Origin of the sequence: Exilibacterium tricleocarpae (assembly GCF_007004655.1) — a bacterium.
In the GTDB taxonomy this organism is placed as follows: Bacteria; Pseudomonadota; Gammaproteobacteria; order Pseudomonadales; family Cellvibrionaceae; genus Exilibacterium; species Exilibacterium tricleocarpae.
Map to the genome: position 1 here is coordinate 244,949 of NZ_ML660096.1, position 19,429 is coordinate 264,377.

Here is a 19,429-nt window from a genome sequence, read left to right on the forward strand (position 1 = left end):
GTAATCGCTAGAAATCCCAAGTGACACTGGCCCGGTAATGACGCCCCAGGATCGGCCGGGCAGTAAACAAATTACCAAACTCGGTGCCGTTACCGCGGGGATTACCCTCCGTCAAGCCAACTTCATCGGTCAGATTAAACCCCTGCAATCGCACGCTAAAGTTTTCGCTCAGATTGTAAGATACCCCGGCATCGATAGTCTCGTAACCGGGCAGCTCCAGGTTATTGGCAAAATCGGCAAAGCGATCGCCGCCATTAAAATAGGTAAAGTAGACATAGCCGCTGTCGTCGCCGAAGCGGTAAGTCGGGGTGATACTGAAAATTGTCTCCGGTATGCGTCGCACCTGATTGCCCGTCAAGGTACCGAAGTCCTCGTACTCCGGCTCTTGATAGGTCGCCGTGGCCGACACCTGGACGTTGTCGGTGGGATTCCAGACGACTTCCGCTTCCACGCCGAAGGTCTCGGTGCCGTAAAGCAGATTGAGCTGCGTTTGGGTACCGTCGGACAAGACCACATTGTCGTTAAAGATCTGGTCCTCCACCTCACTGGAAAAGGCCGATGCAAAAACAGACCAGTCTTCCAGCGATAATTTATAGCCCACTTCGAGTTGCGTCACCTTCGAGGCTTCGACCAGTTTTCCGGTCGCCGGCACCACCACCCGAATGGTGTCCACCGCTTTCGGAAAATCGTAACCGACACTAAAGCGCCCGAACAGTGCCTGGTCGTCGGTCAGCGTCCAGTTGGCACCCACCGTGTAGGAAATCTCCCGCAGCGAGCGGTCGTAGTCGTCGAAGCGGTCGGGAATAGCCACAGTCACCCCGTCCCGGGCCAGGAACAGGGAATCGATGGCATTGCCGTCGAAGTCCTGCGAGCCGGGCGAGACACCGAAGCTGCCCTTGTAATCGTTCTGGTCCCAGCGAAAACCGAAATCCAGTCGAAACACGTCGTTTACCTGCCACTCGTCGTAGACATAAAGCGCCAGTGTTGTCATTTCATCGGTGCTTTGCTCATAGTTGACGCCGTAACGCCAGACACCGTTTTCGGTGCGCTGCACGGGATTGCCCTCGGCATCGAGCAGCGCCGCGCCACTGGCGTCGACGAAGGTAATATCCACCAGTTCGGTGCCGTCTTTGAGGTCGTGCAAGACATTGGCCCAGTCTTTCAGATTGGTGGTTTCCATACTGCCGAAGTAAAAACCGAAGGTGATATCGTGGCTGTCGAAACTTTTCGACAGCCGCCAATCGGTGACGACGTTCTCCACATCCCAGCGCACGTCCCAAAAGCCCGTCTCGTACACCAGCCCGTTGCCATTTTGATTGGCAATGTCGAACGCCTCGCCGCTGTTGGTGTAGCGGATGACCGCATCTGCCGCCTGGCTCAGGTCGATACCATTGCTGCCGTTGTAGCGGGGGTCGGCGCTCGCCCCCAGCGCCTGGGCCCGGGCCACCAGGTCGTCCACCAGTTCCCGCGCCGAGGTGGGCTGGCCGATGGAGATGCCGGAGATAAACGAGAAGTCACCGGAGGTGTAACGCGCCTTGCCGTCGAGCAGCCAACCGTCGGCCAACTCCAGTTCGATCGCCGCCGTAAACTGGGTGGTATCGGCACCGATACCGTCAGCCATATCCGGCGAGCGATCGTTGACACCATTGGGATGGCGCAGCAGCACGCGCTGGAAGTCGGCGCTGGTGGCGGTAAACTCGCTCGCATCGGTACCGGGAATAGAGTTGGGTTCGTCGCTGAAGGCGCCGCCGGTAGGGTTCGGATTGCTGACCCCGATCGGCAGGTAAAAGATACCGCTGTCGTCTATTTTTTTGACATCAAACCACAGCCGCCCGCTGTCGATATCGCGCGCTGCCCGGACGCGAAACTGGTAGCCCTTGTTGGCGGTGAAGCCCGGCTCCCGCACGCCGTCGTCCTGGCGATAAAAGCCCCCCACCAGCATATTCCACTCGTCACTCAAAGGGCCGGTGTGAACGAAATCGGTGCGAATGTGATTGTAGTCACCCAGTTGGACTTTTATTTGCGATTCGGGCGTATCACTCGGCTCCTGCGTCACCAGGTTGATCATGCCACCGGGCGCCCCGGTGGCGAATACGGCGGCACTGCCGCCGCGCACCGCTTCAAAACGCGACACGGTAGCGTCGACTTTGGCAAAGCCGTCAACCGGCAAAAAGTTCACGCTGGGCTCGTTCAACACCGGCAGGCCGTCTTCCAACTGCTGCATGAAAATAAAACCGCCGTCTTGCGGCAGCCCGCGGATAAAGACATTGCCGGCCCCCGACTCGCCACCGGAACTCTCTGCCCAAAAACCCGGCACCACACTGATCAGGTCCACCAGATTAAGCGGCGCTTTCTGATCGATATCCGCCGCACTTTTCGTGGTAATCGCAACACTCGATTCGAGCTTGGTCAAGGGGTTGCCGCCACCGACACCGGTCACAATCACCTCTTCCAGGGCCAGGGCATCGTAGGGCTCGCGCTCCTGGGCCAGGGTGCATAAGGGGGTGGTGAGCGCGACGCCCACGCCCAGGCTCAACAGTTTCTTGGCTGGCAGTTTCCGTCTCATCTTCTCAATCCTCTCTGTGTAGATTGCTTTTTCTGTTATGGCTGCTTTTTTTGCGACCACTTTTTTATAACGCAATATCTTCGGAGTTTCTTAAGACTGTTCTCAATTATTCTTTTCGTTCTATAACGATTAAGTTGGGGACCTTACGTTACCCAAAATCGCCGGCGCAAGGCAATAGCCAAAACGACTTAACTTAAACTTAATTTTTTCAGTTTTTGATTTTTATATGTTCCGGAAATTTGCAAAAATCTTTTTATTAAATTTATCTAATAGCCTTTGTTTTTTTCGACAAAAACCCAGGCTCCTGCTGGACACAGGATAGCGGTAGGACCCAAAGTTTCCGTCAGTTTTCGACGGCCAATTTCGTTTTATTAAGGGCAGCTCTCCCGCACCACAAGTTCAGTCGGCACAACCACACTCTCCTCCTCGCGCTGGCCGAGGAAAATTTCCGCGGCGATTGTGCCTTTGCCGACACTCTGTTGATGCACCGTAGTCAGTGAAGGGTGGTGGGTGCAGGATTCAGGGATGTCGTCAAAGCCGGTAATACGCACATCCTCAGGCACCTTGAGATCGAGATGGCGCGCCGCCTGCATGGCCGCCAGTGCGATACGATCGCTCATACAAAGCAGCAATTGCGGCCGCGGCGAGCACATCAACGCCTCGCGCGCCGCCTGGTAGCCCAGCGCATGGGTATTGTCGGGCACATGCCAGATTCTCTCGGCGGCCATCGTCATACCCGCACCCTCGATGGCATCGAGAAATCCGCGCAGGCGCTGGATGGTAATGGTACTGTCCGCGCGCAGCAATTCACGCTGCTGGATGCGGCAGACATAATTGGAATCGACAATACGCAGCCCTAGAATGGCGACGTCGCCAACGGTATTTTTCAGCGCGTGGACCGCGCACTCTCTGGCGCTGTTATAGTTATCGATATTGACCGAGACATAACCGTCGATGTCAAAATCGACGGTGATAATGGACTTGTGCTGATGGATCAGCCGCTCCAGCGTCTGCCGCTGCGGCGGGCCGTAGACGATAAAACCGTCGACAAAGGACTCGTAACCTTTTGCTTCTTTCATAGGGTCCCGCGAGGGCATCACCAGCAAGCTGTATTCGCGACTTTCGAAGACTTCCGCCAGCCCCTGCAGAAACTGGTTGGCCACCGGATCGGTAAAAGTGTAGCTCAGATAATTGGACAGTGTGACACCGATAATGCCCGTGCGCCCGGTGCGCAAACTGCGGGCGGCGGCATTGGGGCCCAGGTAACCGAGCGCGCGGCATTCGGCCAGAATATGTTCTCGCAGCTCCTTGGAAAGCTGGCTCGGGCAGTTGAAGGCGTTGGAGACTGTAGCCGTGGACACGCACAGATGCTCGGCCATATCTTTGAGGGTGAGATTGCGCGATTTGGTTCTCATCGCTTTGCGCCTCCCGTCATTGCAAGTCGGGGTTGAGGTAAAAGGTCGGGTAAACGTGGCGAGCGCCGGCCCCGCCCGGTTAGTCCGCCGCCAGCTCCGCAAACAGCGCCTGATAGGGTTCCAGTACAATCTGCTGTCGCTCTATGCGCCCGTTGAAACCGTGCCCCTCCAGCAGGTTCTCAATCTTTACCGGCAGCGGCGCCCGCAGTGTGTCGCCGGTCATGTTCAAAGCCACCAGCAACTGCTGCGCGGGGCAGCGGCGCAACCAGCACAGCATGTCGCCGGTGTCTTCCAGCAGCGCGATATCGCCGCCAATCAACGCCGGCTGTCGCTTGCGCCAACGCAGCAGCCGGCGCACCACCTGCAGCGTGCTGTCAAGGTCGCGCTCCTGGCGATCCACCGCCAGGGCCAGTTGCTGCCGATCGATCGGCAGCCAGGGTTCCACCGCCGAAAAGCCGCCGCCGCTGCTCTCCCACACCATCGGCGTGCGGCAGCCGTCGCGCCCCTTGTAAGCGGGCCAGAACGTCAGGCCATAGGGGTCGCGGATGCGCTCATAGGGTACTTCCGCCTCCGGCAACCCCAACTCCTCACCCTGGTAGAGACTGACGCTGCCGCGCAGCGACAACAGCATGGCCAGGGCGACAGGCACATAGGCCTGTGCGTCTTCGTGCTTCCCCCAGCGGCTCGGAAAGCGTTTCACGTCGTGGTTGCCCAGCGCCCAGCAGGCCCAGCCGTCGCCGATCTGATCCTCGAGCTGGCGCACCACGCGGCGGACATAATCGGCATCATTTGTGTCGCTCAACAGATCGAAGGTGTAGGCCATATGCAGCTTGTCGCCACCGGCGGTGTACCGCGCCATGACCGCCGGGGCGTCGTCGGCGCTGATTTCCCCGACACTGGTACTACCGGGGTAGCGCTCCAGCAGGGCGCGCAACTCGCACAGGAAAGCGATGTTTTCCGGTTGATTGATATCGAACACATGACGCTGGTAAGCGTAGGGGTTATCGCGCGCCACCGACAAGGTGCGCGTTGCGCCCTCAGGGAATGGCGGGTTGTCCTGTAACCCGCGACTGTGAAAATAAAAATTGACCACATCCAGGCGAAAGCCGTCGACGCCAAGCTGCAGCCAGAATTCCATATTGTCGAGTTGGGCGCGGCGCACCGCCGGGTTGTGAAAGTTGAGATCCGGCTGGCTGTCGAGGAAGTTATGCAGATAGTACTGCCGCCGGCGCGAGTCCCAGCTCCAGGCGCTGCCACCGAAGATCGACAACCAGTTGTTGGGCGGCGTGCCGTCGGCTTTCGGGTCCGCCCACACGTACCAGTCGGCGCGCGCATTGGTGCGACTCTGGCGACTTTCCTGAAACCAGGGGTGGCGATCCGAGGAGTGGCTGAGCACCTGGTCGATAATGACTTTGAGTCCCAGGCCGTGGGCTTTGCGCAACAGCACCTCGAAGTCCTGCAGGCGACCGAACATCGGCTCAATATTGCGGTAATCGGCGATATCGTAACCGAAGTCCCTCATCGGTGAGGTGAAAAACGGCGATATCCAGATGGCATCGACACCGAGTTCGGCGACATAGTCCAGCTTTTCGGTAATCCCCGGCAGGTCGCCGATGCCGTCGTTGTTGGAATCCATAAAGCTGCGCGGGTAGATTTGGTAAATCACCCCGCCTTTCCACCAGTTGGCTGCGTCGTTCATCGGCTGTCGGCATTCCGTGGATGGCTCGCAGCGGCGTCTAGCGGTACCGGCAAGCCCGTTTTTTTTATTGAACTTAAAGCATTAAGTTAATAGCAAAAAAATCTTACCGGCCTACTTGGATAGATTAACTTAAACTTTTAAGTGAACGCGCCTTTAGATTGTCAAACAGCCGGGATTATGGCAATAACGCTTGCCACTTAATTTCAGCTTAATTTTTTAGAGGCGGTCTTAATAGCCGCTGGCAGCGCGATACCCGCGGTCTATAACGACGTGTCCGCCGCCAGTACCGGTTCCAGCCAGATGGTGTGAACGCCGGCGTAATCGCTGGGCGGCAGCTTGTCGAGAGGGTGCTGCAGCAGCAACTGCAGGCAGGCCCGTATAACGCCGCCGTGGCAGATAACGAGGGTGTCGCCCTCCAGCATCCGGAGGCGCTCCAGTTCGCGCCCGATGCGGGCACAAAACTGCGCCCAGGGTTCGCCGCCATCGGGTGTGTAACTGCCGGCCCGCCAGGCGCGGTAAGCATCGGGCTCGAGTTCACTGATCGGCCGTCCCTCCCAACTGCCGACATCGATTTCACACCAGCCGGGCACCTGCCGGATCACACTGCTGTCACCCACCAGTAACTCGGCACTGTGGCGCGCGCGGCGCAGCGGCGAAGTCTCCACCCGGGCAAAAGCGCGCCAATCGAGACGCTCCTGTAACGCCTGGATCTGTGCCGTGGCGGGCGCTGCCAGCGGCCGGTCGGCGCGCCCCTGCAAACGCCCGTCACGATTCCAGTCGGACATCCCGTGACGCACCAGCACCAGTTTTTTACGCGGCAGCAGGCGCTCGTGTTGGAACACCGCATCGGGCCGTTGCGGCAGGCGCAGGTAGAGATCGCCGCGGGCGGGATCGATGCGGGTAGCGCCGATCAAGTCGAGCGCCTGGCCGGCCGCTTGCAAACGGTAGTGCCACTGCCCGCCCAGCGGCAGTACCTCGGTCACAGTAACCGGAAAACCGCCGCTGTCGGCGGCATCGAGCGACAGCCGCTGCGGGCGGTAATAGACCTTGAGATCGGCGGCGTAGCCGGGCGGCAGATCGAGTTGCAGCGGTTGCCCCAGACATCGATAAACACCGCCGGCCCGGCGGGCCGGCAACAGACAGCCGGGCGGACTGCCGAAGAAACCGGCCACAAACGCGGTGGCCGGCCGCTGCAACAACTGCTCGGCGGGGCCGCTCTGCACCAGCTCACCGGCCTGCATGACGACAATCCGATCGGCCACCGCCACCGCCTCCTGCTGGTCGTGAGTCACCAGCAGGCTGGTGGTTCCACACTCGCGGTGCACCTGCCGCAGCACCTGCCGCAGCTCGGTTCGCAGGGGTGGGTCGAGACTCGCAAAAGGCTCGTCCAACAACAGTATTTTAGGGCTGCCGGCCAGCGCCCGGGCCAGGGCCAGACGCTGCTGTTCACCGCCGGAAAGCGTCTCTGGATAAGCGTGCCGGCGATGGTCGAGCTGCACCATGGCAAGTAACTCGCGCACCCGCGCAGCCCGCTGCGGCGCGCCCACCCGCGCCAGTCGCAACGGCCAGTCCAGATGCGCCTCGACCCGCATATGAGGCCACAGCGCCAGGTCCTGGAACACAAATCCGATCTGGCGCCGCCCGGGCGGCAACAGGGTGGTGTTGGTGGAGTCCGCCGCCAGTCGATCGTCTATCAGGACGCGACCGCGGCTGGGTCCGACCAGACCGGCGATCAGGCGCAGCAAGGTGGTTTTGCCGGCACCTGAAGGGCCTACCAGGACGACGAAATCGCCGTGTTCAAGGTGCAGTTCCACACCTTTCAGCAATACCCGCTCGCCCAGCCGGTAATCCACACTGTCCAGGGTGATCACAGGCCGCGCTCCTCATACACGCGCTGCATACGCAGTGCCGCCAGCCGCGCCAGTACCGCCAGCGCCAGAATGATCAACGCCAGGGCCCGGGCAAACTGGGGAAAACCGTCGACGCTGAACCGGTAAGCCAGCACCGCCAGCAGCGGCATCATCGGCGTAAAGATAAGAATCACCAGGTCCAGATTGCGAATCAGGCGGCTGAAATTCACCACCACGCCGGCCGACACCGCGCGCAACGACAGCGGCAACACAATGGTTTGCAGGCGCTGTCGGCTGCTGGCCCCGCAAACCCGGGCCGCCTCCTCCATGGATGTCGGGATATAGGCCAGCGCGCTGTAGGCGCTCTGCATGGCATAGGGCAAAGTCGCGGCCACCCCCACCATAATCAACAGGGCAAAGGACCCGTACAGCGCCGGCAGCGGTCCGATAGGTCCGCCGTAGAGCGCCAGAAAAGCGGCGCCGAGACCGATGGACGGCAGCATGGCCGGCAGCAGGCAAGTGGTATTGACCAGTGACGGCAACAAGCCCGGACCGTTGTTGCGACACCATCTCGCCATGTAGAGCGCCAGCAGCGCGGCGATCAGCGCCGCGCCGAGACCAAATGCCAGCGTCACACCGAGGCCTTCATACACCACGGCCAGGCGCAGCACCCCTTTTTGTCCCTGGGCTATTAACGGATCGGCTGCCCCGATCCAATAGTGCAGCGTCCAGTCGCCGGACAGCGGGTTGCCGTCGTGGGCCAGACTCGACAGCAACAACGCCAGCACCGGCACCAGGGCGACCAACAGCACGCAGGCGCCGGCGGCGATGGTCACCGGCCAGCGCCAGCGGCCGAGCCGGAAACCGAGCGCGGGCCGTTTAATGCGCTCGGCAAACGGCGCCTGGTAGCCACCCCAGCGCCGGTAGACAAATGTCAGGCACAGTAGTGAAAAGACCGTCAGCAACAACAACAGCAGCGAGCCGCGAAACGCCTGCCCGCTTTCAAGCAATCGGTAGAGTTGCGTCGATAACGTGAAGAAGCGTACCGGCGTGCCCAAAATCGCCGGCACCGAAAAGTTGCTGATGGCCTCGGCAAAACAGATCAGGGCACTGGCGGCAAACGCCGGACGCAGGCTCGGGATAATCAGTGTGCGCAGTATCGCCCACTGACCGGCGCCGGCCAGCGCCGCCGATTCCACCATCGCCGCCGACAGGCGCGCCAGCGCTGCCGCCACCAGGAAATAGGCGAGGGGAAAGTAATGCAACCCGAGCACCAGCACGATGGGCGCCACACCCCAGGCCAAACCATCGTCCGCGGTGACCCCCGCCGCGCTCAGCAGGCCGGTACTGCCGCCGATACGGTTGTTGTCGAACAACGCCACCCAGGCCATGGCCAGGGCAAAGCTAGGCGCCAGAAACGGCAGCGCGATAAACGGCCGCAGCCATTTGGCGCCGGCGATATCGGTACGTTCAAACAGCAGCGCCAGCAGACCGCCGAGCAGCGTAGCGAGCAATGCCGCGCCCACAGCCACCAGCACACTGTTGGCAAACGGCCGCCAGAATAGATTGACACTGAGCGGTCCGGCCACCACCTCCAGCCAGTCATATTCGGTGCCGACACCGATGCCACGGGCGATCAGCCAGGTCACCGGCAGCACCACCAGCGGCAGGAGTATAGCGACCGTGGGCAGCGCACCCAGATAGCGACCCCAGGCTGCCGGCGCCGGCCTCAACACCATCGCCCGGCCTGTCACTGCAACTCCAGCACCAGGTCGAAAACCCGCTGGCGCAACGGCAGCACCGCTTGCGGGTCGACCTCCCAGGCCCTGAGTTGGGTGCGTGACAGCGACTGCGGGTGCGCGGCAATATCGACCCGGGTGATATATTCTCCAGGTTCAAAAAAAGGCGCCAGCGCGGCCCCCCCGTCGGCGCCGTCATCACCCATCATAAAATCCACCAGCAGCCGCGCCGCCGCCGGGTGCGGCGCGTCCCGGGCCAGCACCAGAACGACCGGGTAAACAATGCCGGGGGCCGGGTTGACCTCGTTGGCAATCTGCAGTGCCCAACCGCGGGTGCGGTTGTTGCGCAGATCCGAGTAGGTGCCGAAACCCACCGGCGGCCGGCGCTGGCCGCGCCGGCCGATGGCGGCGTTGAGACGTTCGGTGTTGGCCACCAGCACCAACTCGTTGGCGAACAGCTCGCGGATAAATTTCTCTCCCACCGAGGCGACACCCGCGGCCAGTTCCGGGGCGCGCCCGAAGTGATCGCGATAGGCCGACTCCAGCGCGGCGCTGCGGCGGATGAACGTCGCCAACAGATCGAGATAATCGCTGCGACTGGCCGGGTCGACCATCAACACCTTGCGCCGCCACTGTGGCTGGGTCAGCTCCCAGAGATTCGCCACCGGCGCTGCGCCGGGATAGGTGCCGGCATTATAGAGCAGCACCTTGGTCGACAGGCGGTGGCTGAGCAGCGGCTGGCGCAAGGGACCGGGAATTCGCGCCCGCATCCGCGGCGGCACAAAATTCTCCAGCGCCCGCCCCTCCCGCGCCAGCGCCAGGGCTGCCGCCGCGTCGTTGAGATAGAGCACATCGGCGTTGCGAATACCGGCGCGCTGCTCGGCGCGCAGGCGGGTGATCTGTTCGCGGGAAGAGAGCACGAACGCGCTCACATCAATACCGGGATAGCGCCGCTCGAACAGCTCTTCGATCAGGTGGATACGGCTGGTGACGGAGTAGATAACCACCTTGCCCTCAGCCATGGCGGCGCTGTAAAGCGGATTGTCGGTTAGCGAATTCGGGGGCGCAGCGACACAATCGAACAGCGTCAAGCCGTAAATCGACAGTGCGCTAATCAGCTTCCGCATGTTCAAATCTGCTGATCAACTCACCGAGCTTCTCGATCTGGGAGGACTTTATGTCGGCCTCGTTTGCCATCGTCAACACGATGGCATTCAAGATCAACATGGGCACCGCCAGCGTCTGGTATTCGGTGCTGTGCCCGCGGCTGGCACTGAGCAGTAAATCAGCGTGCGGCAACTCATCGGAACGGGGCAGATCGGTGATCAAAATCGACTGCGCGCCGGTGCCGGTGGCGTGATGCAACAGCGCCTCCAGACCCGGCGCGAGGCGGCGCAGCGAAAAACAAAACACCACATCGCCGGCCTCCAGGCTCAACACCCGCTCGGCCAGCTCGCGTCCCTGAAAGCGCAGGTCGGTAGCGACCACGCCGAAGCGACGCAGGCGCCGCAAGGCAATCTCCCCCAGGGCGGAAGCGTGGCCGTAAGCAAAGACATAGACACTGCGGGCACCGGCCAGCAGCCGCGCCGCCGCGGCCACCTGCGGCTGGGGCACCTGGTCGGCAATCAGCGCCAGATTCTCCCGCTCAATGGCGGCCAACTCGGCGATGATATCGCCGGAGCGAATACGCTGCAGGCTCTTCTGCAGGCGCCGCGCCGGATCGGCCTCCGACAACAGCGCGCTTTGCAGTTTGTCCTGCAGCGCCGGAAAGCCGCTGAAGCCGAGTTTCTTCGCCAGGCGCACCACCGTGGCCGCGTGCACACCGACCTTGTCGCCGAGCTTGGCCGCGCTGAGAAACGCGCTTTGGCCCGGGTCCTGCACCAGCACCTCGATCAGGCGCCGGTCGGAGGCACTGAGTTCTTTCTCGTGAGCGGCGATAATATCGGTCAGCGTCACCGGCTAAAGCTCCCTTTCATAGAGACCATAGTGCCCATACAGACCATAGTGCTCATGAAAACCGCAATGAAGGTCGCAACTAAAGTCAAAATACCGGCGGCCTCAGCCGCCCTCGCCGGCCTGCACCGTCCTGCCGGTTCGCCAGCGGCCGAGCAGCGGCACCAGGGCGATAAGCGCAGCGATGGCCATGATAAACAGGGTGCTGGGGCGGGCCCAGAGGAAATCGGGAGAGCCATTACTGATGATGAGGGCACGGCGCAGGTTATCCTCTAAAATATCCCCCAGTATAAAACCGAGAATCATCGGCGCCAAGGGCAGATCGAGCAGGCGCAGCCCGATCGCCACCACCCCCACCAGCACCATCAGCCACAAGTCGAAGACATTGAAACTCACCAGGTAGACGCCGATCAGCGAAAAGAACAGGATCATGGGCACCAGGATTTCCTTGCGTACCGCCAACAACCGCGCGATGTAAGGTATCAGGGGCAAATTGAGAATCAGCAACACAATATTGCCGACGTACATCGAAATAATCACCGACCAGAACACGGCGGGCTCTTCAATATACAACCGCGGCCCGGGTTGAATACCGAAACTGAGCAGTGCTCCCAACATCACCGCGGTAGTGCCGGAGCCCGGGATGCCGAGCGTCAACAGGGGCACGAAGGAGCCGGTGCTGGCGGCGTTATTGGCGGTTTCGGGGGCGGCCAGGCCGCGCAGGCTGCCTTTGCCGAACGCCTCCCGATCACGGCCGCGGGCGAGACCCTTTTCCATACCCCAGGCCAGAAACGAGGCGATGGTACCACCGGCGCCGGGCAGTACACCGACAAAAAAACCGAGCACCGAAGAGCGCCCCACGGCCGGCGCAATTTCTTTGACCTCGCGTTTTTTGAGTAACAGACTGCCCATGGTGCCCTTGGCGGCAGAGGCCGCCATTTGCGCCGAGTCTTCATCTTTTAAAATCGTCATCAGTGCCTCGGAAATGGCGAAACAGGCCATCGCCAGCAACAGGAAGCTGATGCCGTCGATCAAATCTATCTGCCCGAACGTAAAGCGCGGCACACCGGCGGTGGGGTCGGTACCCACCGTCGCCAACATCAAACCGAACACGGTCATCAGCAGCGACTTCAGTACATAGCCTTTGCCGGCGAAGGCGCACACGGCGATCAGGCCGAGAAACATCAGCGCAAAGTAATCCGCCGACTGAAAACTCAACGACACGCTGGCCAGCGCCGGTGCGGCAAAAATCAACAGCAGAGCCGCCACCGTGCCGCCGGTAAACGACGCATAGGCGGCGATCGCCAGCGCCTTGCCGGCCTGACCGCGCCGCGCCAGCGGATAACCGTCGAAGGTGGTGGCCACGGTACCGGCGACACCCGGCGCATTGATGAGAATGGACGAGGTGGAACCGCCGAAAATTGCACCGTAGTAGACCCCGGCCATCAAAATCATGGCCGCCGCCGGATCCAACCCGTAGGTAATGGGAATCATCAGGGCGATGGCGGAGATCGGCCCGAGTCCGGGCAGCATGCCGATAATGGTACCGGCAAAACAGCCGATCACCACCACCGCCAGATTGGAGGCGGTAAACGCGGTCGCCAGCCCGCTCTCGATGCCCTCCCACATATTGGTTCCCCTTATAAAAACAGCGCGCCCGGCGCCAGATAAATCCCAAGTAGCTGGTTCAGGATCAGCCAGAACCCCGCCGTTATCGGCAGCGCGGCCAAGAGCAACACTTTTGGTGAACGAATACCCAGCACCAGCATGGCGCCGATCAAAAACACGATGGTTGCCAATACAAAGCCGAGATAGGGAAAAATCGCCGCATAGACCAGCATCATGCCGCACAGCAACAGTGCCGGGCGCCACTTGAAGTTAGCGAGCTGCTCTGCCGGTGCCGGACCCGGTGCCGAGAACATCAACAACAGCGACAGCACCATGCCTGCCACCGCCAGAATCAGCGGCAGCGTACGTGGAGAAAAGCCGCCGGCGGCCAGGCCGCCGCCGCTGTCGAGCTGCAGGGCCATCAGTCCGTAGCCGAGGCTGAACAGCAGCAGTAACAATCCGCCGATGGTATTTTTATTTATCATTGTCTGTTTCCGTTAACTGCGACAAATCGCTCTTGCGGCGGCACGGTGCGGGGACGTAACTTTAGTTGCGTCCCCCTAGTATGGTGCCACTCCCCTTTCTTAGAGGCACCTCCTCCAGCGGCACGGTGCGGGGACGTAACTTCAGTTGCGTCCCCCTAGAATGGTGCCACTCCCCTTTTTTAAAGCCCCCCTAATAAAACCCAAGCTCTTTACGCAACGCTGCAATCAACGCTTCCTGCTCCTCCAAAAACACCGCAAACTCACCGCGAGGCCGATAAAAATTCACCCACCCATTACGCTCAAGCGCCGCCTCCCACCCCGGCAAGGCCTGCATCTCCTGCAACAGTTTCGCATAGCGATCGGCCAGCGCCGCAGGCAATTGCGGCGGCCCGAAAAAGCCGCGCCAGTTGGCAAACACCGCATTCTCCCCGTATTCGCTCAACGCCGGCACCTGCGGCAGTACCGACAGGCGCTCGGGCGCCGTCACCGCCAGAATACGCATCTGCCCGGCGCGCCTCTGCTCCAGCGCCTCGCCAAGACCGGTGCTGAGCACCTGAATTTCACCAGTAAGCAAACCTACCACCGCCTTGCCGCCGGTGTCGTAAGGTACATAGATCAATTTGCGCGGATCGGCGCCAAGGGCCCGGATCGCCAGCGCCGCGACAATATGGTCGAGGTCACCGCGCACCGACCCGCCGCCGATACGCACCTGTAACGGATCGCGAAGAAACGCCGCCAGCAATTGATCGATAGTCTGGTAAGGCGAATCCGGCAGTACGGCAATCACACCGTAGTCGCCGATCACCGAGGCGATCGGCGTCAGGTCGCGAAAGGAAAAAGGAAAGACTCCGCTGATCGAACGCACAATAATCGGCACGGAGTTAACCAGCAAAGTGCCGTGCTGGCGTTCAGCGGTTTTGATCAAATAACCGATCGCCTTGCCACTGCCACCGCCGCTGAGGTTTTCAAACGACGCGCTCTGCAACAACCCGCCCTTTACCAGCACATCGCCGGTCACACGGGCGGTGCGGTCCCAACCGCCGCCGGCCCCGCCGGGAACGATAAAATGCAGATGCTCCGGCGCCGGCTCGGCACCGGCCGCCGCCGCCCAAACCACCAGGCAGGCGGCAAGTCGGCGCCAGCATTCAGGCACCGATTTCGCCCCCATCCTCTTTGGTAATCGCCATCACCGAGGCCCGCGGCGGCATGCCCGGTTTGAAATCGGGCCACAGCGTCGTCGGGTTGGCAAAGTCCGCGCCCTCCTCGTCGCCCGGGTGCTGCACCGCCAAAAACAGCGTCTTGCCATCCGGGGTAAAACAGGGGCCGCACAGCTCTGCACCGCGCGGGCAACCAAAAAAGTGCTTGCACAGGGCGCGCCCGGGACCACCGGTATCAGCGGCCCAAAGTCCATCGTGAACGCCGAAATCGACAAAACCGTCGGTGGCTATCCAGAGCCGGCCGCGGGGATCAAAGGCAAAATTGTCCGGGTTGCAGAACCAGCCGTGCTCACTGGTGCCGGCGCCGTAACGGCCGCGGTCGGCGCCCGCCGCCTTTGGATCGCCGGCCAATACAAAAACCTCCCAGCGAAACTCATCCGCCAGGTGATCGCGGGCTCCGTCGGTGCCCGGCGGCGACAACTCCAGGATATGGCCGGCCAGGTTGCGCGCGCGCGGATTGGCGGCATCGGTAGCGGCACGCTCGGTGTTTCTGGTCAGCGAGACATAGACCCGCCCGGTTACCGGGTTGGTTTCCACATCCTCCGGTCGATCCATGCGGGTGGCACCCACCGCATCGGCGGCAAGCCGTGCGTCGATCAAGATATCCGCCTGGCTGGCAAAGCCGTCGGCAGCGGTCAGGCCCGGCTCGCCGTGGCGCAGCGGCAACCAACGACCGCTGCCGTCATCGTCAAAGCGCGCGGCATAGAGCGTGCCGGCATCAAGCAGGTCGCGATTGTTTTCCAGGTTGTCGGCATCGAACGCGGCGGCGGACACAAAGCGAAAAATATACTCATCGGGACTGTCATCGCCACTGTACACCACAACCGGTGCGCCGGGCTCGGCCACCACCGTGGCCGCCTCGTGCTGAAAACGACCGAGGGCGGTGCGTTTGATCGGTGGCGCCGCCGGGTCGTAGGGATCGATCTCCACCACCCAGCCGTAGCGGTTGGGCTCGAGGGGCTCCCGCTCGATATTGAAGCGGGGCTCAAGTCGCTGCCAGTAATGCCGTGACTGCTGCAAAATGTCGAAGCGCCGGTGCATCTGCGCCTCGCGGGGGTGGGTCGCCTCGATGGCGCGAGTGTCGCCGCCGAAATAGTGGCGAAAGTTTTCTTCTGCTGTGAGCACCGTGCCCCAGGGGGTAATGCCGCCGGAACAGTTGGCGAAGGTGCCCGGCACCTTGCGACCGCTCGGATCGGCGGCCGTGCGCAAGCGCGGGTGACCCGCCGCGGGTCCGCTGACGCGAGTTTCGGTCAGCGCCGTGATCCGGCGGTTGTAAGGGCTGTCGAGCACCACCTGCCAGCGCCCGTCGCGCTTTTCGATCTCCACGACGCTGTGGCCGTGGGCCGCCATATCCGCCTCAATCTGCACCGGCGTACTGCCGGGCGCCGCAGCGCCGGGCTTTGGAAACATATGGTGGGGTCGGGTGTGCTCGTGGTTCACACACAGCAGCCCGCGCTCGCTGTTGGCACTGGCCAGGTGTTCGGCCTTGTCGGCCCCGCTGTCGGCCGCCAGCGGCAGATAGCCGATAAAGTCATTGTTATTGCCGAACTGAAGCGCCTGGGCCGCACCGCTTTGCGCCAGCGGCGCAAACGGCGGGGCACCGGCAAACAGCGGATCGCCCCAGCGCAACAACACCTCGGCACGGTAACCCGGCGCGACATGGTGAGTCTCGTCGAGCCGGTGGGGAATTTCCCGGAACGTCAGGCTCGTCACCGGTTCGACGGCGGCATCGGAGCGCCTGCCGCAGCCGCCGAGCCCGGCCAGCACCAGCGCGGAACCACCGACCACCAGCCCCTGCAACACCTCGCGCCGCTTGAGACGACGCTCGAAAACCTCCACAAAATGCGCGCCCGCTTCGCGCCCTTCGGTTTGCCTCTCTCCACCCTTCTTTACTGTCGTCAAAATATCACCTCTAAACTGCCGTACAGACTCGACCCCAGGGTTACCTCAGGTCAAAAAGTGCCATGGTTGTCATGATATTGCAACATATTTTGCATAATATCGCCGCCGCTGCCAAGAAACCCAGAGTACCCCAGCATTTGGAAAAACTGCTTAAAAACCGGCAAATATTCTGGAAACATATTTTCAAGAACTATTTAAGCAGTGCAACAGATATAGGTTTCAATATTATTGCATTGCCAAAAATTACCAAAATGCAACATATGTTGCATTTAGCAAGGGCTGGCGCTATAGTCGACGAGCAGTCGTCCCCAATCCCCAGCGGGAACGACTCAGTGATCGCAGCCAACCACAACAAAATCTATACATCCGTATTGACAAGGCTATCGCGGCGGAGGAGAAGACACTTATGAGAGACACCAATAACCCCACAAACCGGGAGCCGTTGCGGCGGCGCCTTTCACTGGCGGCGGCCGTGGCCGGCGCCACAGCCCTGGCCACCCTGCCGGTAACCGTCAACACTGCCCGGGCCCAGGCCGGCGGCGACGAATCGGTGCTTGAGGAAGTCACCGTAACCGGCATCCGCGCCGCCACTGCCAACGCGTTGAGCCGCCAGCGCAACGCCGATAATCTGGTGTCGGCGCTGTCCACCGACGATATCGGCAATTTCCCGGACCAGAACGTCGCCGAGGCGACCCGCCGCCTGCCCGGCATTTCGGTGGAGAACGACCAGGGCGAAGGTCGCTTCGTTATCATTCGCGGTATCGACCCGAATCTGAACACCACCACCATCAACGGCTTCAGCGTACCCTCGCCCCAGCGCGACGGCCGCCAGGTGGCGCTCGATGTCATTCCATCGGACCTGGTGTCGGCCATCGTCGTCACCAAGCTGCCCACGGCATCGATGGACGGCGATGCCATCGGCGGCTCAATCGATGTGGAGACCCTGAACCCGCTGGAGCGCGAGGGCCTGTGGTTCAGCTCCCGGGTCGAGGGCGGCTACAGCGACCTCACCGACGATTTCAACCCCAAGCTGTCGTTTACCGGCGGCACCCAGTCGGATGACGGTCGACTTGGGGTGGCCGGCGCCATCAGTTGGTCGGATCGGGATTTCGGCTCCGACAATATTGAAATCGACGGCGGCTTCCGCGATAACGACTCGCCCAGCGAGCCGGAGTTTCGCAACTACACCATTTCCCGCGAGCGGCTCGGTGTCGCCCTCAATGTCGACTTCCGTGCAGCCGACAATACCCTGTTGTATGTCAAAAGTCTGTACAGCGACTTCGACGACTTCGAAGCCCGCCAGCGCACCGAGTTTGCCATCCGCGATGCGGATGCGGTTACCGTCAACAACGGCGTGACCCGCGTCACCGACAATCTGCGGGTCGACCGCGACCAGCGCGCCCGCCGCCAGCGCCAGAAAATTTACGCGGTGCAGTCGGGTATAGAGTTGGACCGGGATGTCTGGTCAGTGGATATCGGCCTCGGCTACGCCCGCGCGGAAGAAGATGAAACCGACCGGCTCTCCACAGAGTTTCGCCGCACCTTCGGCCAGGCCGACAGTCCGGACTTCCTGTTTGAGTACGACGCCCGCGACCCCAAGCGCCCCCGCATCGGCGGCGCCAATAGCACCACTCAGGCGCTGCTGCAGTCGGCGCAACTGTTCGAACTGGACGGGCTGGAATACGAAGACAACCGCACCCGCGACGAGGAGTGGGCGGCGCACATCGATATCGCCCGGGAGTTGCAAATCGGTGGCAGAAGAAGCGAAATACAATTCGGCGCCAAGGTCAGGCTGCGTGATAAAGACAACGATCAATCCCTGTGGGCACCCGACGAACTGCCCACCAAAGCTGACGGTTCGCCCTACACCGCCGCCGACTTTGCCCAAAGCGCCGACTACGGACTCGGCGACTTCGGTCCGGCAATCGGCGAATCGGCCGTGCGCCGCGAATTCGAAGCAATCGCCCGCAACGGCGAACTGGATGTATTCGAGAGCTTTGCCGCCGACTATGATGCCAGCGAAGATATCTACGCCGGCTATGTACAGGCGCTGGTCGAATTCGACCGGGTACGGGTAACCGGCGGGATAAGGGTGGAACGCACAGAGTTCAGCTCCACCGGTTTCCTGGTGGGCGAGGACCTCACCTCCATTCGCGACGACAATAGCTACACCAACGTGCTGCCAAGTCTGGTAGCGGTGTTCGAACCGCGCGAGGACCTGATTGTGCGCGCCGGCTACGCCCGCACCCTCTCGCGGCCGCTGGTGGATGCCGCCGTTACCCGCATTGCCATCGACGATGAGGATGCGGATATCGGCAACGCCCAACTCGACCCCTTCGTGTCGGACAACCTGGATATCACTATCGAGTATTACCCGGGCCGCTTTTCGGTACTGTCGGCGGGCCTGTTCTATAAAGATATCAGCGACTTTATCGTCGATCAGGACATTATCGGCACGGCGGCCTTCGCTCCCTTTGCCGACAACCCGGCGTTCGAGGACGTGACCTCGGCAATCCAAGCGCAAAACGCGGCCAGCGCCGAGCTGCTGGGTATTGAGCTGAATGCGCAGCACGCCTTCGACAACCTGCCGGCACCGTTCGACGGCTTGATCGTCGCGGCCAACTACACCTATAGCGACGGCGAGACCGAACTGGCCGACGGCCGCAAGGTACCGTTGCCGCGACAGTCGGAGAACCTGGCCAGCGCCACCATCGGCTACGAGAAAGACGGTATCTCCGTGCGCCTGGCGATGGCCTACCGCAGTCGCTACCTGGAGGAACTCGACTCCGAGGGATTTCGCGATCGCTTTGTCGAAAGCCACCTGCAATATGACCTGACCGCCAAATACGACATCAGCGACCAGCTGCAGATTTATGCGGAGTGGATCAATATCGACGACCGTCCCTACCACGCCACCTTCGACGGCAAGCGTTACCTGGCACAGATAGAGGAGTACGGTTGGTCGGCAGCGTTCGGGCTCAAGTTTACTTACTGA

Annotated in this window: 13 protein-coding genes; 2 read left to right on the top strand and 11 right to left on the bottom strand. The window is 61.5% G+C overall.

Going from position 1 to position 19,429, the window contains the following annotated elements:
* Positions 1-7: 7 nt before the first annotated feature.
* The 11 genes from FKG94_RS16805 to FKG94_RS16855 form a co-directional block, all read right to left on the bottom strand.
* Complete coding sequence (locus tag FKG94_RS16805) at positions 8-2,566, bottom strand: TonB-dependent receptor (protein ID WP_142905484.1); 2,559 nt, start codon at positions 2,564-2,566, stop codon at positions 8-10.
* A gap of 371 nt (positions 2,567-2,937) precedes the next feature.
* On the bottom strand, positions 2,938-3,981 hold the full coding sequence (locus tag FKG94_RS16810) for a LacI family DNA-binding transcriptional regulator (RefSeq protein ID WP_142905485.1): 1,044 nt from the start codon (positions 3,979-3,981) through the stop codon (positions 2,938-2,940).
* Between the two features lie 79 nt (positions 3,982-4,060).
* A complete protein-coding gene (locus tag FKG94_RS16815; RefSeq protein WP_142905486.1) occupies positions 4,061-5,680 on the bottom strand; it encodes an alpha-amylase family glycosyl hydrolase in 1,620 nt (539 codons plus the stop codon).
* A gap of 260 nt (positions 5,681-5,940) precedes the next feature.
* The gene (locus tag FKG94_RS16820; protein ID WP_142905487.1) at positions 5,941-7,551 is read right to left on the bottom strand and encodes a histidine phosphatase family protein; all 1,611 of its coding nucleotides are present in this window, start codon (positions 7,549-7,551) and stop codon (positions 5,941-5,943) included.
* Positions 7,548-9,284 (bottom strand): ABC transporter permease, encoded by a 1,737-nt coding sequence (locus FKG94_RS16825; RefSeq protein ID WP_142905488.1) that lies wholly within the window; start codon positions 9,282-9,284, stop codon positions 7,548-7,550. The genes FKG94_RS16820 and FKG94_RS16825 overlap by 4 nt, the downstream gene beginning before the upstream one ends.
* Complete coding sequence (locus FKG94_RS16830; protein ID WP_142905489.1) at positions 9,281-10,396, bottom strand: ABC transporter substrate-binding protein; 1,116 nt, start codon at positions 10,394-10,396, stop codon at positions 9,281-9,283. The genes FKG94_RS16825 and FKG94_RS16830 overlap by 4 nt, the downstream gene beginning before the upstream one ends.
* Positions 10,380-11,225, bottom strand: a complete 846-nt coding sequence (locus FKG94_RS16835; protein WP_142905490.1) for a MurR/RpiR family transcriptional regulator — start codon at positions 11,223-11,225, stop codon at positions 10,380-10,382. The genes FKG94_RS16830 and FKG94_RS16835 overlap by 17 nt, the downstream gene beginning before the upstream one ends.
* A gap of 102 nt (positions 11,226-11,327) precedes the next feature.
* Positions 11,328-12,851, bottom strand: coding sequence for a tripartite tricarboxylate transporter permease (locus tag FKG94_RS16840; RefSeq protein WP_142905491.1), 1,524 nt, complete (start codon positions 12,849-12,851; stop codon positions 11,328-11,330).
* An 11-nt stretch (positions 12,852-12,862) separates the two neighbouring features.
* A complete protein-coding gene (locus FKG94_RS16845) occupies positions 12,863-13,315 on the bottom strand; it encodes a tripartite tricarboxylate transporter TctB family protein (protein WP_142905492.1) in 453 nt (150 codons plus the stop codon).
* A 190-nt stretch (positions 13,316-13,505) separates the two neighbouring features.
* Entirely contained in the window at positions 13,506-14,468 is a 963-nt protein-coding gene (locus FKG94_RS16850) for a tripartite tricarboxylate transporter substrate binding protein (RefSeq protein WP_218943558.1), read from the bottom strand.
* Complete coding sequence (locus FKG94_RS16855; protein WP_179957686.1) at positions 14,461-16,434, bottom strand: PhoX family protein; 1,974 nt, start codon at positions 16,432-16,434, stop codon at positions 14,461-14,463. The genes FKG94_RS16850 and FKG94_RS16855 overlap by 8 nt, the downstream gene beginning before the upstream one ends.
* Positions 16,435-16,496: 62 nt before the next feature.
* Here FKG94_RS16855 and FKG94_RS28765 point away from each other — a divergent pair, with 62 nt between their 5' ends.
* The gene (locus FKG94_RS28765) at positions 16,497-16,844 is read left to right on the top strand and encodes a hypothetical protein (RefSeq protein ID WP_179957687.1); all 348 of its coding nucleotides are present in this window, start codon (positions 16,497-16,499) and stop codon (positions 16,842-16,844) included.
* On the top strand, positions 16,841-19,429 hold the full coding sequence (locus FKG94_RS16860) for a TonB-dependent receptor (protein WP_142905495.1): 2,589 nt from the start codon (positions 16,841-16,843) through the stop codon (positions 19,427-19,429). The genes FKG94_RS28765 and FKG94_RS16860 overlap by 4 nt, the downstream gene beginning before the upstream one ends.